The 18,685-nt window shown below is 46.3% G+C and carries 17 protein-coding genes; 9 read left to right on the top strand and 8 right to left on the bottom strand.

All coding sequences use genetic code 11. The annotated features are described in order from the left end of the window. Positions 1-24 precede the first annotated feature (24 nt). On the bottom strand, positions 25-882 hold the full coding sequence (locus EYR25_RS04470) for a sulfurtransferase (protein ID WP_133178664.1): 858 nt from the start codon (positions 880-882) through the stop codon (positions 25-27). Positions 883-1,183: 301 nt separating this feature from the next. Here EYR25_RS04470 and EYR25_RS04465 point away from each other — a divergent pair, with 301 nt between their 5' ends. Beyond that, the gene (locus EYR25_RS04465; protein ID WP_133178663.1) at positions 1,184-2,005 is read left to right on the top strand and encodes a substrate-binding periplasmic protein; all 822 of its coding nucleotides are present in this window, start codon (positions 1,184-1,186) and stop codon (positions 2,003-2,005) included. 88 nt (positions 2,006-2,093) lie between these two features. Here the strand turns inward: EYR25_RS04465 and EYR25_RS04460 are convergent, their stop codons facing one another. Further along, the gene (locus EYR25_RS04460) at positions 2,094-2,987 is read right to left on the bottom strand and encodes a LysR family transcriptional regulator (protein WP_133182739.1); all 894 of its coding nucleotides are present in this window, start codon (positions 2,985-2,987) and stop codon (positions 2,094-2,096) included. 135 nt (positions 2,988-3,122) lie between these two features. Here EYR25_RS04460 and EYR25_RS04455 point away from each other — a divergent pair, with 135 nt between their 5' ends. Together EYR25_RS04455 and EYR25_RS04450 are read left to right on the top strand one after the other, a co-directional pair. After that, positions 3,123-4,379: an adenylosuccinate synthase gene (locus tag EYR25_RS04455; protein WP_023266724.1), complete on the top strand. Its 1,257-nt coding sequence runs from the start codon at positions 3,123-3,125 to the stop codon at positions 4,377-4,379. Between the two features lie 173 nt (positions 4,380-4,552). Further along, a complete protein-coding gene (locus tag EYR25_RS04450; protein ID WP_023266723.1) occupies positions 4,553-4,966 on the top strand; it encodes a thioesterase family protein in 414 nt (137 codons plus the stop codon). Positions 4,967-4,974: 8 nt separating this feature from the next. Here the strand turns inward: EYR25_RS04450 and EYR25_RS04445 are convergent, their stop codons facing one another. Both EYR25_RS04445 and EYR25_RS04440 read right to left on the bottom strand, forming a co-directional pair. Further along, positions 4,975-6,501, bottom strand: a complete 1,527-nt coding sequence (locus tag EYR25_RS04445) for a putative bifunctional diguanylate cyclase/phosphodiesterase (protein WP_133178662.1) — start codon at positions 6,499-6,501, stop codon at positions 4,975-4,977. A gap of 84 nt (positions 6,502-6,585) precedes the next feature. Continuing rightward, positions 6,586-7,425 (bottom strand): HDOD domain-containing protein, encoded by an 840-nt coding sequence (locus EYR25_RS04440; protein WP_039977917.1) that lies wholly within the window; start codon positions 7,423-7,425, stop codon positions 6,586-6,588. A gap of 384 nt (positions 7,426-7,809) precedes the next feature. Between EYR25_RS04440 and trhP the strand changes: the two genes are divergently transcribed. Then, positions 7,810-9,174, top strand: coding sequence for a prephenate-dependent tRNA uridine(34) hydroxylase TrhP (trhP, locus tag EYR25_RS04435; RefSeq protein WP_133178661.1), 1,365 nt, complete (start codon positions 7,810-7,812; stop codon positions 9,172-9,174). Between the two features lie 3 nt (positions 9,175-9,177). Further along, positions 9,178-9,429 (top strand): YfhL family 4Fe-4S dicluster ferredoxin, encoded by a 252-nt coding sequence (locus tag EYR25_RS04430; protein ID WP_011621854.1) that lies wholly within the window; start codon positions 9,178-9,180, stop codon positions 9,427-9,429. Positions 9,430-9,514: 85 nt separating this feature from the next. Here EYR25_RS04430 and ubiT read toward each other — a convergent pair whose 3' ends face one another. After that, entirely contained in the window at positions 9,515-10,051 is a 537-nt protein-coding gene (ubiT, locus tag EYR25_RS04425) for a ubiquinone anaerobic biosynthesis accessory factor UbiT (RefSeq protein ID WP_133178660.1), read from the bottom strand. A gap of 138 nt (positions 10,052-10,189) precedes the next feature. Here ubiT and ubiU point away from each other — a divergent pair, with 138 nt between their 5' ends. Both ubiU and EYR25_RS04415 read left to right on the top strand, forming a co-directional pair. Further along, positions 10,190-11,191: a ubiquinone anaerobic biosynthesis protein UbiU gene (gene ubiU / locus EYR25_RS04420; protein WP_133178659.1), complete on the top strand. Its 1,002-nt coding sequence runs from the start codon at positions 10,190-10,192 to the stop codon at positions 11,189-11,191. A gap of 31 nt (positions 11,192-11,222) precedes the next feature. Next, positions 11,223-12,095, top strand: coding sequence for a U32 family peptidase (locus tag EYR25_RS04415; RefSeq protein ID WP_133178658.1), 873 nt, complete (start codon positions 11,223-11,225; stop codon positions 12,093-12,095). A gap of 42 nt (positions 12,096-12,137) precedes the next feature. On the opposite strand, the gene EYR25_RS04410 is transcribed toward EYR25_RS04415, so the two are convergent. After that, positions 12,138-12,845 carry a DUF998 domain-containing protein gene (locus tag EYR25_RS04410; RefSeq protein ID WP_133178657.1) on the bottom strand — a complete coding sequence of 236 codons (708 nt, stop codon included), beginning with the start codon at positions 12,843-12,845 and terminating at the stop codon, positions 12,138-12,140. 702 nt (positions 12,846-13,547) lie between these two features. On the opposite strand from EYR25_RS04410, the gene EYR25_RS04405 reads away from it, so the two are divergent. Continuing rightward, the gene (locus EYR25_RS04405; RefSeq protein ID WP_023266715.1) at positions 13,548-14,906 is read left to right on the top strand and encodes a YjiH family protein; all 1,359 of its coding nucleotides are present in this window, start codon (positions 13,548-13,550) and stop codon (positions 14,904-14,906) included. Positions 14,907-15,479: 573 nt separating this feature from the next. On the opposite strand, the gene EYR25_RS04400 is transcribed toward EYR25_RS04405, so the two are convergent. Then, the gene (locus EYR25_RS04400) at positions 15,480-15,878 is read right to left on the bottom strand and encodes a hypothetical protein (protein ID WP_133178656.1); all 399 of its coding nucleotides are present in this window, start codon (positions 15,876-15,878) and stop codon (positions 15,480-15,482) included. A 557-nt stretch (positions 15,879-16,435) separates the two neighbouring features. After that, complete coding sequence (locus tag EYR25_RS04395) at positions 16,436-16,981, bottom strand: DUF3916 domain-containing protein (RefSeq protein WP_133178655.1); 546 nt, start codon at positions 16,979-16,981, stop codon at positions 16,436-16,438. Between the two features lie 574 nt (positions 16,982-17,555). Here EYR25_RS04395 and EYR25_RS04390 point away from each other — a divergent pair. Next, positions 17,556-18,629: a UDP-2,3-diacylglucosamine diphosphatase gene (locus tag EYR25_RS04390; RefSeq protein WP_133178654.1), complete on the top strand. Its 1,074-nt coding sequence runs from the start codon at positions 17,556-17,558 to the stop codon at positions 18,627-18,629. Positions 18,630-18,685 lie beyond the last annotated feature (56 nt).

The raw sequence follows: 18,685 nt of genomic DNA, 5'->3' as shown, positions 1-18,685 counted from the left end.
GCTCAGCACTCCAGCTATCAGCGCTTATTGCGCTATGGGTAAATCGATTCGACTGCCCCAGTCCGCCCATGAGCCATCGTAGAGTGCAGCATCGGCATGGCCAGAAGCGATCGAAGCTAAGATTAAGATACAAGCAGTAATCCCCGAACCACAGCTGAAAATCCTTAACGTTTTATCACCAGCAAGCCCTTGAAATAGGGCTTGTAATTCGGCCGAGCTTTTGATTTTGAAGCCATCGAGCACCTCTGTAAAAGGCAAATTAACCGAATGGGGAATATGCCCACTACGCACACCAGGGCGCGGCTCACTCACTTGGCCTAAAAAGCGGGCAGCGCCGCGGGCATCGATAATCGCGCTGTCGCTATCATCAAGCTTGCCAAACACGGCCTCGGCATTCATCACCTTGGCAGGCTGATATTCCAAAACGGCTGTCAGTTCTTCACTATCGCTTGCACCATAATCTATCCCTTCATCCTGATAGCGGGATGAGGTGACCCTGTCTTCAGCCATCCATTGAGGTAAGCCCCCATCGAGCACATACACACGGCGAAATCCCATCACCTTGAATATCCACCAGGCGCGCGGAGAAGAATAAATCCCTTGATTATCATAGATAACAACCACGCTTTGCGGCTCTATTCCGAGTTTGGCAATGCCTTCTACAAACTGTTCAAACTTTGGTAAGGCGTGGATTTGAGAAGAGGTTGTATCGCAAAAATCCGTTTCGACATCAAAGCGTCTTGAGCGCGGAATGCAAACTGGTTCGGAATAGAGGATCGGCTCTTTGCCCAACACCACGGTCATGCAGGCATCGAGTAACACGAGATCTGGCGAGGTGAGGTGCTCTTCGAGCCATTGAGTGCTCACGAGAGGATATTCCATTGGCTGTCCTTAAAGATTGCTATAGCTAATAATCTACCAAAATTTGGCTGAGCTCATCTTGCACTAAATACGACCAAAAGGTTAAGCAGAATAGACAAATAAAACTATTACTGTCCTAAAAACGATTTTCCCACTGGTGGACGTTGCTGTATCTAAGGCGTATTGAGGTTTACTTGGCGAGTATCAAGTTTACTTAGTGCTATATCACACACTACAGCACTCTAAACATAAAATAATTAGCCTCATTATAAAGACTTATGTTATAAATCCCCCATTAGGAATAGGCTAATATGGAAATAAAATGTGTGCTTATAGTGGAGCAATCGGTAAAATCCAGCAGCAATTCAATACACCGCTGGCATTATTACTTAGCACTTCATTATTCTGCTTACTCAGTATCAGCCATTCTGCTATCGCCAATGAAAGCCTCAATTTTCCAAAACCTAACCAGCCAAAGATTATCACCTTAGCCGCAGAAGACAGTTGGCCCCCATTTGCAAACCAGCTTGGGCAAGGGATTTCACATCGACTCATCGAAGCAGCCTTTAAGCAATCTCAAATCGAGGTCAACAGTTTAGTCGTACCCTATAGTCGCGCATTGATGATGGCCGAAAAAGGTGCTGTAGATGGAGTATTTAATGTCACCCGAGAAGCGAGTACAGAGCAACGTTTCGTCTTTGGGGAAATGCCGTTATTTGTCGCTAAAGCATCTTTCTATCAACGAAAGCAACGCTCTTTACTTGCTGAAAACAAATGGAAAATACCCAAGGGTAGTATTGTAGGTGTGATAAAAAGCTATGAATATGGTGACGAGTTTCCTGAATTGGTTAAACAACGCCAATTAAATATTGTTACCGTCGCCACTCAGCAACAGTTAATTAACCTGTTGTTAATCGGCAGAATTGATGCCGCCGTCATGTTCGACTTAGTCGCCCAAGAAAATCTACAAAAAATGGGCGTGAATGATGAAGTCATCCCCGCATTTGATAACCATACCAGTAATATTTACTTAGCTTTCTCTAAAGAAAATCCTAAAGCAATCTTATTGGCTAAAGCACTTGATCAAGGTTTGTCTGCGCTTAAAGCCAACGGCCAATATCAGCTACTGCTCAGTGCAAAATAATCCCCACATTAACAATCAAAACTTAGTTCGCACATTATACCAATCACATTAAATATCTAATCAGTTCAGATATTTAATACGATTGGTATTACATACCCTGGGTACGGATAATTTCTTGGTTCACCCAATGCAATAACTGCTTTATCGCTTTCGATAAAATCTGATTCTGCCGCACAATATAACCCAAACTGGTGCTCGGGAATTGCGGCAGAGGCGTGACTTTACTCTTTAAATGCTTCTTAGTGTAAATCGAAAACTCAGGCACAATCGCCACCCCAAAACCCGCCTCGGCCCAGTCGATTTGTGCGTCCACACTGCCGACTTCCATAATCCTATACCTTGGCAGATTTAATGAGGGCAATGCGGGATCCAGCAGTTCGCGGGTGCGAGTATCATGCCCGAGCAGAATTAACGTCGGACGCTCCGCCAGTGGCATATCGTCACTTCCTTTACTCTGTTGCCACAGCTCTAAATTATCCCCAAGCGCACACCACTTGATTTGCTGCAACTCGGTAAAATGCAGCGGCTGACTCTCCTTTTGCGCAATCACAAAGCCTAAATCCGCCTCGGCATTAGTGACCAGTTCCGAGGCTTGAAACGACGTCGTATTAAGCAGGGAAAAATCAATCCCAGGAAATTCCGCTTTAAATAACTGAAATGGCTGAATGAGCAGCAAACGCGAAATAATATCGCTGGCCGCAATAGTTAGCGTGCCTTGGCTTAGATCGTTGATAGCATTCAGATCCGCCTGACACACTTGCAGTTCCATCAAGGTCTTCTGGCTACTCTCAAGCAAACGAAACCCCGCCTGAGTTAACCTAAACGGATTGCGCTCAATCAGCTTAACTCGGGTATTTTGCTCCAATTGCTTGATATGCAAGCTGACATTGGGCTGAGTCATATGCAGCGCAGCCGCCGCTTTACCAAAGTGCTTACATTCAGCCAAGGTCACGAAAGTCTTTAACCAATGAAGTTCGAGCATCACATTCATCTCTATCCATCAATTCTGTTCATCTAATGATATATGATTTTCTTATCACGACGATAACTATAATTAATTTCTCTTATTCATTAAGCAGGTCTAGCATAACCGCTTAATTCCTGTGGAGATGATGTTATGCCGTCTATCGTAGTTGTGGGTGCAAATTGGGGTGATGAAGGCAAAGGCCGCATCGTAGATTATTTAGCCGCAGATGCTGCAGCGAGTGTCCGCTTCCAAGGCGGTAACAACGCAGGCCATACGGTCGTGAACGACTTTGGCACCTTTAAATTACACCAATTACCTAGCGGTATTTTCAATCCAAACTGCGTTGCAGTACTTGGCCCTGGCATGGTAATCAGCCCTGAAAAACTCAGTGTTGAAATCGCCGAAGTCGAAGCGGCTGGCATTGAAGTTAAGTTATGTATTTCTGACCGCGCAACCCTTTGCTTACCAATCCACGCGCTGGAAGATACCTTAGAAGAACAACGTTTAGGCGATCTGGCCTACGGTTCAACTCGTCAAGGTATCGCCCCTGCCTATGGCGATCGCGTGATGAAAAAAGGCATTCTGGTTGGCTGGCTAAAGCAACCGGAAGTGCTGAAAGAACGCATTCAATTTATGCTCGACTGGAAGCTGCCACAGTTAAAAGCACTGTACCCAAGCTGTGACTTCAACCAAACAGCAGAAGAAATGACTCAGTGGTTATTAGAGGTGACCGCGCCATGGCGTCCATTTATTTGCAACGTCACCGAGCCATTAAAAGCCTTACAAAAACAAGATGCTAACTTGTTATTTGAAGCGCAATTAGGCGCGGGTCGTGACTTGATTTACGGTGAGTATCCTTACACGACCTCTTCTAACGTTACAGCGGCTTTCGCAGGTCTAGGTAGTGGTTTACCGGCTCTGCGCCCAGAGCGCGTGATTGCCGTAGCTAAAGCCTTCAGCTCATCCGTTGGTACTGGCACCTTAGTCACTGCGATGGAAGAGCAGGATGATTTCCGTAAAAACGCTAACGAATTTGGTGCAACCACGGGTCGTCCACGTGATATGGGTTACTTCGATGCTGTTGCTACTCGCAATGGTGTTGAGCTGCAAGCCGCAACTGAAATCGCCCTGACCAAGATTGACTGTTTGACAGGCATGAAAGATCTCAAGATTTGTGTAGCCTACGACGGTGAGCACACTGAGAACCCAATTTGGCCACAAACGGCTGCATTAAGCCCAGTGTACGAGCAAATGGAAAGCTGGAGCGAAGACATTACTGGCTGTCGCACCTTTGAAAGCCTGCCAAAGGCTGCACAACACTATGTTGAACGCATCGAAGCCCTGATGGGCGTACGCGTGAGCATGGTGTCAGTGGGACCTGAGCGCGATCAAATGATCATTCGCTAACCCATCGGTTACCCTACAAAAAAGCCATATCCGTTTCGGCGGATATGGCTTTTTACTTTGCTAATCAATGGCATTTCAATCAAACCGCAGGATTTCGCCAATATATTGGGTTTTGTTCAAACCGATAAACCGCTAGACTGCGCTCAACCAACATACTTGATATCGAAAACGCTATGCCGCAATTTAGCCCGACTTATTCTTTTCCTGTGCAAATTTACTACGAAGATACGGATTTTTCTGGCGTGGTGTATCACCCAAATTTTTTAAAGTACTTCGAGCGCGCCCGTGAGCACGTGATTGGCGCCGAGCGCTTACGCGACCTCTGGCAACAGCAGCAATTGGGGTTTGCGGTGTATCGCAGCGATATGTTGTGCCACGAAGGCGTAGAGTTTGCCGATATCATCGATATTCGCACTAAGTTCTACTTTGAGAGTAAGTACCGCACCGTCTGGCATCAGGAAATTTGGCGCCCGAATGGTAAAAAACCGGCGGTCACCGCCACCATTGAAATGGTCTGTATGAATCAGGCACGACAACTTGCGCCCATGCCAGCAGAGTTAATCGCCCAATTAAGCCTAGGGATGTGAAGCTAAGTCTAGGAATGTGAACCATTAGCGCGAAGCACTGCTTGCTTCGGACCGAATCTGTTCCAATGCATTTCAAGCTCTACGGCTCTCATCGGTTTGGCGAAACATAGCCCTTGAATACGGTCAACACCCATTTTGATTAAAAGGCTTAGAATATCTTGAGTTTCAACACCTTCGACTGTCACCTCGTACCCTAACTTTTTGGCGATATTGATACTAGCCTCAAGGATGTATTCAGAGGGTTGATTCGGCTCAAGATCGGCTAAAAACGCTTTATCAATCTTCACTTCATTGGCGGGTAAGTGCTTAAGATAAGCAAGGGATGAATGACCTGTGCCAAAATCATCAATAGCCAGTTTTATTCCTAGCTGACGAATTTGCGCTAAGGTATCGACGGCCTTATTTAAATCTGCCATCAGGGTGCTTTCAGTGATTTCAATCATTAAGCATTCTGGTGGTAATTTATAATGCTCGAGACGGGCGGCAATATCCTGCGGTAAGGTGTCACTATCCAGATCCCGAGTTGACAAGTTTAATGCAACACAAACATGCATTCCGGCAGCACGCCATTTAACTTGCTGCTGTAACACCTGCTCTAACGCCCAATGGCTAACTAAATCTATCATTCCCGCACATTCAGCAAGCGGTATAAATTCACCCGGTGAGATCAAGCCTAATTCTTCATGCTCCCAACGGATCAGCGCCTCGACTTGGGTACAGACTCCGGTTTGCACGTCCAACTTAGGTTGATACACCATATATAGATGATTGCGCTGCAAGCTACTGGGAAGACTGTCGATAATTTTAAGCTCTCGCAATTGGCGGATATCGTCATTATCACTGTAACAGGCAATCGCAATTCGGGTTGTTCTTGCTTTTTTCAATGCCAAGTCGAGTCTTCTAAGCATATTGCTCACATCAGTATGATGCTTAGCTAACTGCACACAACCAATCTGCAAACGCACACTGACTGGCGTATTATTAATTTTAAATGGCACCTGCAAACGACCACGTAAGTGCAGCAATTGCTCCTGCGACAAACTTTGCTCGTAGTAGAGAAAAAACTCATCGCCGTTTAGACGCGCAATCAATTTAGGCTTTAAGCTCAAGCTGGTTAATCTATCCGCAAATTGTTTAAGCAGAATATCCCCAAACACAAAGCCAAATAGATCATTTACATACCGAAAACGATAGATATCAATCAGTACCAAGGTTCCTTGGGTAATCGGCATTAATGAAGCAAGCGCGCGTTTAAGCCCAACACGATTATTTAAACCTGTGAGTTTATCCTTACCCATGCCCGCTGGTAGTGCAGCAAGCATCTCATTTAAGGAATGGTACAGCGGCGCAAACTCCTGCGGCACAATGGGAATATTAAGGGGGCGACGATCACTTTTTTGCTGTTCGAGCTGAGGGCATAATTGCGCCAAAAATTGCCTTTGTTGACGCAAGGTTTTATATCTCGTCTGTAAAAGGTACAGCACCGCTATCAAAACGATAATAAGTACTATACCTATACCCCCTAAAACAACCATATTCAGGCCTCTATTTACCGCGTAAGCTTACTCGCTATCCCACTTATCACTCAGCAAGGATTGGCTTCCCTTTTGGCCCAACGACTACTGGTAACTTTCTTTAATTGAATGGAATTTATCCATAAATTCATCACTAGCTAAATCATTTGCCGAAACGGGTAATCCCCGACTTGCAAAGACCTCTAACCTTTGTTCAAGTTCGGCGCCTGCACGTAATTCTCCGGTATAAAATGCCGCGGCACGAATGAAATCTAAGTAGGTCACATGGTCAGGCAGATAAGGTAAATCAGCCCAGCGCTCAACCACTTCCATCACCTCAGGGGCAAAATCCCAACTCTTTAATACCGCACGTCCAAGCGGACCTTGCATTTTACGAACTAAAGAGCGCAATTGTTCAATACTGGTAAACAACTCAGGATGGGCTTCCGCCTCAGTCAATACTGGCAAGGCTCCAATATTATGCACAAGACCCGCAAGCGTGAGCGTATCTAAATTGAGTAAGCCTGGGTGACGCTTATTGTAAATCTGTAACATAGCGCAAGCGGCAGCAGTCACATCGATAGAAGTGCGCCATACTTCATCCATCACTTCCCACACCATTTCATTGGTGGAAATAAACAGCTGCTCCATGGCAACAGAGGTAGCAATACTTTTAATTTGAATCAAGCCAATACGGGATACCGCATTATTAATGCTTTCGGCGGGGATCCCTCGGCTATATAACGCACTATTAGCGACTTTGATGATACGTGCCGAGATAGCGGCATCTTGGCCAATCACATCGGCAACTTGCTTTAGGCTCGCATCGGAGCGGCTCACCACTTCCTGCACTCGCATGGCCACTTCAGGCAAGGTCGGCAATACTAACGCATCATCTTTTAATTTTTTAAGTAATCCGACTAACAGTAGATGTTCAGTAGACATCTTATCTCCCATCAATCTGCAAACATAAATCTATCGTCATTGGAGTATACCAGTTGGCTATCATTTGATGGGTAGAAAAAAGCGACAGAGGTTAATTATTTGTATGACTCTGTTATCAATTTCATCCAAATCCCCCTTAGCTTTGCCGTTAGCGTTTAAGTTATAGTCGATTGAAAAACCTAAAAATGAGCAAAGTTAGATACCATTAATCCCTCATCAACTTCAATGCAAAAGCCAACGCCATCATAAGGCTTCTAGGTATATTCGTAAAATGCGAACTATACCTAATCTTAGGCGAGGTGATTTGCATAACCCTACTTTGATTGTGTAAAATGCCGCCCCCGCGCACTGCGCCTCCATCTACCAACCAATTCGAGAGTCATTATGTTCAAACCTGAGTTGTTATCTCCCGCTGGGACGCTGAAAAACATGCGTTACGCTTTTGCCTATGGTGCAGATGCCGTGTATGCCGGCCAGCCGAGATACAGCCTAAGGGTTCGTAATAATGACTTTAAAATGGAAAACCTAGCCACAGGTATCGAAGAAGCCCATGCGCTGGGTAAAAAGCTTTATGTGGTGAGTAACATTGCTCCCCACAACGCTAAGCTCAAAACCTATATCAAAGATATGGAGCCCGTGGTGGCGATGAAGCCCGATGCGCTGATCATGTCAGATCCAGGCCTAATCATGATGGTGCGTGAGGCCTTCCCTGAGCAAGTGGTGCATTTATCGGTGCAAGCCAACGCCATTAACTGGGCGTCGGTCAAATTCTGGCAGACCCAAGGCATTAAACGGGTGATTTTATCCCGTGAATTATCCTTGGATGAAATCGAAGAAATCCGCCAACGCTGCCCCGATATAGAGTTAGAAGTGTTTGTCCACGGCGCCCTGTGTATGGCCTACTCGGGTCGCTGTTTGCTGTCGGGTTACATTAATAAGCGCGATCCAAACCAAGGTACTTGCACTAACGCCTGCCGCTGGAAATACGATGTGCACGAAGCGCAGCAAACTGACTCGGGCGATATCATTGCCACTCCCAATGCAGTGCAAATCGAGACGCCAACCTTAGGCGCAGGTCCTGCGACCGACCAAATCTTCCTACTGCAAGAAGCCAATCGCCCCGGCGAATATATGCCAGCGTTTGAAGATGAGCATGGCACTTATATCATGAACTCTAAGGACCTGCGCGCAATTCAACACGTTGAGCGTTTGGCCAAAATGGGCATCGACTCGCTGAAGATCGAAGGCCGTACTAAGTCGTTCTACTATGTGGCCCGTACCGCACAGCTATACCGTCAGGCCATCGACGATGCCGCCTCAGGCAAGAGCTTCGATCGCAGCTTGATGAACCAGCTCGAAGGCTTAGCGCACCGCGGCTACACCGAAGGTTTCTTACGTCGCCACGTACATGATGAATATCAAAACTACGACTATGGCTACTCGGTCAGCGATACCCAACAATTTGTGGGTGAATTAACCGGTAAACGCAATCTGGCAGGCCTTGCCGAAATCGAAGTGAAGAACAAATTCTCTGTCGGCGATAGTGTTGAATTAATGACGCCACAGGGCAATATCAGCCTCACCATCGAACAACTCGAGAACCGCAAAGCCGAATCGATTGAAGCGGGATTAGGTTCGGGCCATACCGTTTACTTGCCCGTGCCGAAAGAAGTTGATCTGAACCACGGCATTTTACTGCGTAACCTGCCCCAAGGTCAGGATACCCGCAACCCACACGAAGCAGGCTAAGGCATGGCATTACTGATCGACGACAGCTGCATCAATTGCGACATGTGTGAACCTGAATGCCCGAATCAGGCCATCACCATGGGGGAAGAAATCTATGAAATCGACCCAGACCGCTGCACTGAATGCGTAGGCCACTATGATAAGCCGACCTGCGTCTCCGTCTGTCCGATTGATTGTATTGACCCCGACCCTAACCGCGTCGAGTCCCACGACGAGTTGTTGGTCAAATTTGCCATACTCACGCAAAAAATTTGAGTGAGCGCTAGCCGTCCGAGCTAAACAAAAAGCCTCGCAATATCAGCGGGGCTTTGTTTATCACTTGATTACAACCACGTTCGCATCAGCTTAAGCTTGGGGATTTAGCCAAAATCACCGTCGGTTTTGCCTCAAGCTGCAAACGCACAATGGCGTCGGCCAGCTTTTCAACGCTTAAGCGGATGGGTGTCGGCAGGCTGGCAAATTCGATACTCAGCAGCAGGTTTTTCACCTCAAGCCCTAACTCAGTATCACCTTCGATACTCAGCTTGCGTTGGAAAAACAGCGTATCAGGGTCTTCTTTTGCCGCAGCGACCAATAAAAGCTCGGCGGAATTGGCACTAAAGCTAACCTGGGCATCGGTCAGCTCACGCACCTGCCAGCGGCCATCGAAACTCACTTCAAAATACAGCTTTAAATCTTCGACTCGAATCGCAACCCACTTGCCCGCCAAGAAATCTAACTCGCCGTCTTCGGCCTGTGGCGCTAGCAGCTGCGTTAGGAGTTGGCTTAGCACCTTGGCCTTGAGGCTAAAGGGCACTTTGGAGAGTGGTAAGCGGATAAGCTTTGGGGTGAGTTCAAGCAGTTGTTTTGCAAGGTTTGCTGAAAAAACAGCGGACATAATCAGTTACCTAAGGATAAAAAACACTATATCTCCCAGTTTACCGAGATTTTATGATCTTAAACCTGTTTTAAATCAATTCACCGCCAATCAATCTTCCCTACACTCTGCCCCTGTTATTTTATCGGGAGCACCATTATGGAGTTGTTGTGTCCAGCAGGAAACCTGGCCTCGCTAAAGTCGGCGCTGCAGGCCGGAGCCGATGCTGTCTACCTTGGGTTAAAGGATGATACCAATGCACGTTCGTTCGCGGGCTTAAACTTCACCCCCGCAAAATTACAGGAAGCCGCCACGCTCACCCATCAGCGGGGCAAGAAAATCTTCCTCACTTTGAATACCTTTCCAAAGCCGAATGAGGAACACCGCTGGTATCAAGCCATCGACTTGGCGGCCAGCATTGGCGTCGATGCCTTAATTGTCGCCGATCTGTCACTGCTCGACTATGCCCATAGGCAATATCCGCATATTCCGCTGCATTTATCGGTACAGGCGAGCGCCACCAACTTGGGCGCACTGAGCTTTTATAAAGAGGCGTTTAATATCGCGCGGGTGGTATTACCCAGAGTGCTGTCGATGAAACAAGTGCGCGACCTCGCGAAAGTCAGCCCAGTCGATTTAGAGGTCTTTGCCTTTGGCAGCCTGTGCATCATGGCCGAAGGCCGCTGCCACTTATCCTCCTATGTTACCGGCCAATCGCCAAACACTGGCGGCTCTTGCTCTCCGGCAAAACACGTGCGCTGGCAAGAACAGGGGAAAGACAGATTGACTCGCCTCAACGAAGTCTTAATTGATAAGTCTGGGCTCGATGAACAAATGGGTTACCCTGTGGTCTGTAAGGGCCGTTATCTCACCCAAGACGATGATAAACCGCAATATCTGCTCGAATCCCCCACCAGTTTAAATACCCTTAGCTTGCTGCCTGAGCTTGCCAAGGCGGGCATAGTGTCACTCAAGATTGAGGGGCGTCAACGCAGCCCAGCCTATGTGGAGCAAGTGACTAAAGTTTGGCGTCAAGCGATTGATACTTATCTTAAACAGCCAGATAAATTCCAGACGCAGGCCCATTGGGAGCAAGCTCTAGCAAAAGTCTCCGAAGGTCAAATTACCACCTTAGGCGCCTACGAGCGTGACTGGCAATAGCCCTAGCAATAACCACGAAGAAGAAACGATTATGAAAATTTCCCTCGGCCCACTGCTCTATTGCTGGGAAAAACAACAGGTCATCGACTTTTACCAGCAAGTGGCCAATAGTCAGATCCCATTAGTTTATGTGGGTGAAGCCGTTTGTAGCCGTCGACGCGAACTCAAGTTTGGCGACTATCTCGAACTGGCCAAAATGCTTAAATCTGCGGGTAAAGAGGTGGTGCTGTCGACGCTCGCCCTAATCGAAGCGCCCTCTGAATACACTGAGCTTAAACGCCAAGTCGACAATGGCGAATTTAGCATTGAGGCCAACGACATGGCGGCCGTGTATCTCGCCAAGGAGCACAAGCTGCCCTTTGTCTGCGGCGCCAGCATCAATAACTACAACCGCGCCAGTTTAGATATTTTGCAGCGCTTTGGTATGCAGCGCTTTGTGATGCCAGTTGAACTGTCGAAGACTTGGCTAAGCCAAGTGATAGAAAACAAGCCTGCATTCGAAGTCGAAGTGCTTGGCCATGGCTATTTGCCACTCGCCCACTCTGCACGCTGCTTTACCGCTAGGCATCAACACTTGTCGAAGGACAGCTGCGAAACCGTTTGCCGCCAATACAGCAAGGGCTTACTGGCACAGACGCAGGAGGCGCAACCTTTGCTCAGGTTAAACGGCATCCAAACCCAGTCGGCCAGCTGTGTCGATTTACGCAGCGAAATCAATGAAATGATAAAGATGGGCGTCGATGTATTTCGGGTTTCGCCCAGCAGCTTAGCCTGTATCACTAAGGCCGATGCACTGGTCGAGGCGTTAAAGACTAGGGCAACAGACGCTCAGTTTACTCGCAGCGATGAGCACTGTAACGGTTACTGGTTTGGCGAGGCAGGACTGAAATCCTTAGGCTACTAAAATCCTTAAGCTGATAGCTTTATGGGCTATCAGCTTAATCACTCACTCGGGAGCTGGCTCCTGAGCGAGTGACTGTGGAGTAAGCAGTAGCGCCGCCGTCCAACTTAATAAACTCCCAAGCGCAATCCACTCTAACAATGCAGGCCACCATAAATCGGGCCTTGGCAATTGCAGCACCATTTCTTGATAAAAGGGCCTGTCACCTTCCGTAAGGCCTAACTCCAGCTGCGGTGCATAAAGAAATGTCAGCATGCTAATGAGGACGATCAAGGCTAACAAGACAGTCCAGCGTCGGATACTCAAGCCGCAGAATCCAGCCCAGAGCAAATAGCAGATAGCACTTAAACTACCAAAGTAAAAAAACCACTTTAGGGCGAGGATATGCAGATGATACACATTGACCGGAAATAACCCCGCGCAAGCTAAGGCTAAAAAGGTTAAGGCCAAACTGGTGAAAAACAAATATCCTAAAAAGCTATTCGCGCTCTGCAAAGAAGATAAGCAATAAAAAACAATACTTAAGCTACCAAAAAATAGACCACCATTAAGAATAACCGCAAAAGAAGAATGTCCGTAAGTGCCCAACTCACTTAGGGTGTGGTTTAAAAAATTGAAAGATTTTGATTCAGAATAATCAAAGCCCAACACCGCTACACTAATCCCCAGCACTAAACCAAAAATACCAAGAAACCCAAATTTAGTCGCGAGTGCAGAACTCCTAACTGCCAGATTCATTTTTGTAACTGTCATGGAAAATTTAGCTAAACAAAAGTAGTACTAACTTACATGGAATTAAAAAGAATTAAAGCGGGCTGCATCCTCTTTAGCGTAAAATTTTATTTCTCCACTCTAAACGATTTTTTAGTCATTACTGATGGAATACTTGGCTTAGTCATTTTTCAACACATCATATGCAAATATCGATTCAAAAATGCATAAAAACGCACAAATTACTCAAGCAGTGCCTTTTGGGGCTCGGCTTTAACCTCTCCTTAACAGCGAATGTTAACTGGCTCACAACAAGCAGGTACTGATGAGGTCTTTTAACCAACAATGGCTAAAAAAGCGTCTTAAAGATCATAAGGCAAGATTTAAAGAGAAAGTTTTATACAAATAAGCGTAAGGATGCTAACAACATCAAGAATAACACAACTCGATAAACCCATCGCAGCAAATAAACATAATACACTGATTTTAAATGCAAAAACAACAATAGCATACAGTCACATCAAAAGGTAAACCACAGATAGCCCCTCAAATAACTATGCTATTTTGCTGCTTATCTCAAACAAATTTCCGAATCGTTTTACATAGCGGCGCTAAGCGAGTAATCTTCCCCCTTCTCGATTTTGAGTTGAATGAAAATGCACCTAACATCCGCCTAACATGCGGCTTTGAGGGGCAATTTGTTCAAGTTTATTTGTGCGACTCGTACTTTTAAGGTGTACACCATTGGCTACTGAACATAAAAACCGCAACATTAAGACGATACTCACCTTTATCGTCCCTTCGCTGATCGGTCTGCTGCTGTTTATGACCCCTATCAGCTACAACGATGCGATTACTATTCCCATCGCAATCATCTCTAAAGCACTGCAAAGCGTGTTAAGCGATGTATTAACCTTAATCGTGACTGTGATTGTTGTCGCCATGGCCTTGGCCTCTGTGCTGACGAAGTTACTCAAACCTAAATTTGTGCTGAACAATCACTTCCTCAATGGTTTACTCAACATCAGCCCACTCTGGCTTGCGACGCGCGTCGTCGGCGCCGTCTTTATCGTGCTGACCTACTTTGGTATTGGCCCCGAAGCCATTAACTCTTCAAGCACTGGCGCCTTAGTACTGAACGACCTGTTACCGGTACTCTTCTCGGTGTTTATCTTCGCCGGTATGTTACTGCCGCTGCTGTTAAACTTCGGTCTATTAGAGCTTTTTGGCACCCTGCTGACCAAGGTCATGCGCCCCGTATTTAACCTGCCTGGTCGCAGCGCCATCGACTGTATGGCCTCTTGGTTAGGTGATGGTAGCGTTGGGATTTTGCTGACCAGCAAGCAATACGAAGCGCGTTTTTACACCCAAAGGGAAGCCGCGGTTATCGGAACCACCTTCTCGGCGGTGTCAATTACCTTCAGCTTAGTGGTGATCTCACAGGTGAAGTTGGAGCAAATGTTTGTCCCCTTCTACCTGACCGTATGTTTAGCGGGTTTTGCGGCAGCCGTGATTGTGCCTAAGCTGCCACCACTGTCGTGGAAAAAAGATAACTATATCGACGATACGCCACGTCAACCCGATGATGAGATGATCCCCGCTGGACACGGCGCACTCTCTTGGGGCTTTGATAAAGCACTCGAGAAAGCTGCCAGTGCTGGTGGTGTGAAAGCCGTTTTAAATGAAGGCGTTAAAAACGTTATCGACATGGTATTTGGCATTATCCCAGTGGTAATGGCCATTGGTACTACGGCGCTGATCATCGCCGAGCATACGCCTATCTTCAATTACTTAGGTATGCCATTCATTCCGTTACTGGAACTGCTGCATATCCCTGAAGCGACCGAAGCCTCTAAAACCATCGTTGTTGGCTTTGCTGATATGTTTATCCCGTCGATTTTAGCCAGCTCTATCGAATCGGATATGACCCGCTTTGTGATTGCCGCCTTATCAGTAACCCAGCTGATTTACATGAGTGAAGTGGGCGCGCTGCTGATTGGCAGTAAGATCCCAGTGAATTTTGTTGAACTTTTTGTCGTGTTCGTACTGCGTACCTTAGTCACTCTGCCAGTCATTGCAGGCGTGGCTCACCTGCTGTTCTAAGCGCAACATCACCTTAAATATCAAGGGGAGTCAGATTAACTGACTCCCCTTTTTTATACTGATTCAAACACAAACTCATACACTAACAGGTAGTTTTGATTACTTCGTTGAGTGTGGGTTAGTCGTACAAACTCCACTCGCCACCATATAACTCAGTTTTACAGGAAGTCATTTAGAATTTCTGGATACTACTGCTGAAGGATAAAGTTTGGCCGTTTAATTCTTTAAGTGCTGTCTTTTGGTGAGCCATGGCATTCTCTCACCGACACGCAGCAAGTCCATCCGTGGATGCTCGATCGCCCCATCCATGGGGCGGACGGTCGTCTCGCTAATCACCATGGTTCACCCGTTTAACATCGGTACAGCCTGTTTGTTTTAAAGCTGATATGTAACTCGTATTGGGGACATAAATGAGTTAGGTTATTAACTCTAACTCGTCATTCTCAGATGAAAATTTCTATGGGCTAACGCCCGCATAAAACGAGCCGAATACGGAAGTTGCTTTGTGTTAAGTTGGAGCGAAGCGGAAACACAAAGCAACTGGAGTGTTTGGCGTCGTTTTTAATGCGTTTGTTACGTTTTTACAGTAGTGACATCGTTGATACATTGAAAAACTAATGCCTTATGGCCTTTGATTTTAAGCTCAACTTCAGAGCCTTCAAGTATCACCTTGCCAGAACAGGAGGTAATCTCTGAACCCTTTATACCAAGTTCTTCAGCTAAATCTTTTATAGGGTATTCGGTATCCTTGTTTCTTGATGCAAGTTCGTCTTCTAAGCCTTCATGACCTTGACGCCAAAACACAATGCCACAGTCAAAGTAAAGTTTGTACCACAGATTTGAAACCTTTAAATAAGCGACATTAACAGGCTCTTCTAGTACACCGTCATACCAGAATTCCTGAATGATCAGCTCTTGGAGTTGATTGTTTTCAACTTTGGGCCAGTGGCCGTTTACTTCGAGTTCAGACATATCTCAAGAAACGTAACGTTTGGTTAAGGGGCGGGCTTTAGCCCGTCCCAGCGAGCGCAGCGAGCGATTTGAACCATTTGTTAGACGCTCGGATGTACGCATAATTTAAAGCACCGCTTTCTTGTTTGTAACGCATTGCGCAATGACTCTGGCGAAACGCAATAAATTTAATGTTTGCAATACAACTGAAAAACCACGATTTCAACGTGCCTCGATGTCAAGCGGCGTAAGCACAGCAACCGCAAGACTAAACCCGAAAAAGCACCGAAAGCAATCGTGCTGCCTTGTGAACAACGATGACGTAACGGATGAAACGCGATAAATCCAATGTTTGCAATGTAACGACCTGAACGCGGTGTTGAAAAATGCCACAAATATAACGGGCGTCAGTTCAGGCAATGCACATTTCAAATCGGTAAAACCTCGAAAGTAAACGTGCGTTGTAACGGGTGTACGCATTACAAAAACAAGCTTTGGAAAAATGGACGTCTAACGTTTGGTTAAGGGGCGGGCTTTAGCCCGTCCCAGTGAGCGAAGCGAACGATTTTAACCACTTGTTAGCCGTACTGATGGACTTCGCCAAAATACCACTGCTCAGAAACATATGGATTTCCATCATCATCTTCGTCAGTACGCAAAACTCCAAGCTCATTAAAGCCCTCCGGTATTACTAGTCCAAATTCTTGAGCAAGACTTTTTCCTTGGATTTTTTCAATTTTTCCGAAGCGTCCAGTTTGTTCGGTTGTGTGTTCTTTGAAATATTGTTCACTTGTATAAATACACAGCTCACTAGAGAACATACAGGGCAGTGAAATAACGCATGTGACTCTAGAATACTCAGCGTCTTGTGGTTTTGCTTTGTATATATGGTATGCGGCATCTATCAGTTGCTGTGCACAAAATGCTTGTATGCTCTTGGTGGTTTGCTTGCCCTCAACAAGATTTCGATACACAGGAATTTTATAGTTCCAGTACTTTTCCTCTGACGTTATTTGGCGTGGAAAATATCCTGAAAACGACTCTTTCCAACGCGCGAGTGCGCGTAAACGACGTGGTATGCCACGAAGCTTTTTGTTGCTAAACGAAAATCTGCGAGCTGTCATAAAGTATGGCTAACATTTTATTAGTGCGCATGCGCGTTTATCACGTTAGACCAGTAAAAATGCGCACAGTTAACTATCTGTTTATGCAGAAGTTATCAGCTTTTTATAAAATACACCATCTGGAAAAACGCGCATGCGCGTTTTCCAAACCTATTAACTAAAACTCAGCCACTATAGTTATTTGATTTTATAGAATTTTATTTGCTACAGATGGAATTAATGCGCACTTATATTGTCTTAAAATCACACCAAAGTATCTAAATTTAAAAATGACTGTATAGCCATACATTATTAGCCGATTTCTGGTAGGGCCAAACATAGGTAACTAGATGAGAATTTGTATGGCAACAAGAGTAGGTATTTTCGATTGAGATAACGAGCCGAAACACACTTTGGGGCAAAAATGAGTTAACTCAATCTATCGACAGTCAATGCACCCAGAACGGAATCTTGTTGGGTTAACTCCAGCCTAATCAACCCTGTTGTCATCTGCATGTCACTTAAGCTTCATCATTCAGTCAAAGCCCGTCACTAATCTCTAAGGCAGTCAACAGCCGCATAGGGTGAATATGAGATGACTGGAGCTAATTACAGGGGACTTGATCGCACGCTTATCGACGCACTTAAGACTCCCCGCAACTCTTCCCGTAACACTCCTTCCAACTCTTCCGACAATGCTCCATCCAGTGTTAACACAACTTCCTTCACAACATCACATATTGCCAGCGCTGCAAATAACCAAACCATCACAGTCAACGCCCTCTGGCTATCGGATATCCATCTAGGTTGTAAGGATTGCAAAGCCGACTATCTGTTAAGCCTATTAAATACCGTGCGTTGTCAGCACTTGTATCTGGTCGGCGATATTGTGGATTTATGGGCGCTCAAACGCCGCCTGCACTGGCCCGAGAGCCACAATAAGGTATTGCAAAAGCTGATTGAACTGGCACAAAACGGCACTCAGGTGATGTATCTGCCGGGTAACCACGATGAGTTAATCAAGCCCTATGCCGAACTGACGCTGCTGAATATCAAAATTGCTCGCCAACATATTCATCAAGGTATTGGCGGTCACAAACTGTTGATGCTACATGGCGATCAGTTCGATGCCGATGTTTGCGTTGGGCGCTTCTATGCCATCTTAGGCGATCATCTCTACGACTTGTTGCTGTTCCTCAACCGCAATCTCCATCGCCTGCGTGAACGTTTAGGCTACCCGTATTGGTCTCTCGCCAGCTATATCAAATCCCGCGTTGGCAAGGCGCAGACGGCGATCGCCCGTTTCCGCCAAGCCGTGGTGAATTATGCCCAGCACTATGATGTAGATGGCGTGATCTGCGGCCATATCCACCAGCCAGAGCTATCGATTCACCCTCGAGAGAACCAATACAGCACGCCGGATAAGCGCCAGATAATCTACGCCAATGATGGCGACTGGGTCGAAAACTGCAGCCTAATCACCGAAACCTTAAGCGGGGAATTACAGCTCTGCCGCTGGAACGAGCAAAGCTTAAACCTCGATATTCTGAACAGTATTGTTCTGGCGCAAACGCCGCCTAAAGCGCCTGTTAACGCCCCAAAACCTATTCCACAAACGGCCACACACAGCCCCAAACAAGCAGAAATCCAACCAAGGGATGTCGCCTAATCATGAATCAATTAACTCCTCATACCCCAAACACCGAGTCATTAAGCCCTAACACA

This window comes from Shewanella decolorationis, from assembly GCF_004354305.1.
Taxonomy (GTDB): Bacteria; Pseudomonadota; Gammaproteobacteria; order Enterobacterales; family Shewanellaceae; genus Shewanella; species Shewanella decolorationis.
The sequence above is the reverse complement of the archived record's forward strand: the minus strand, read 5'-3'. Positions and strand labels throughout refer to the sequence as shown.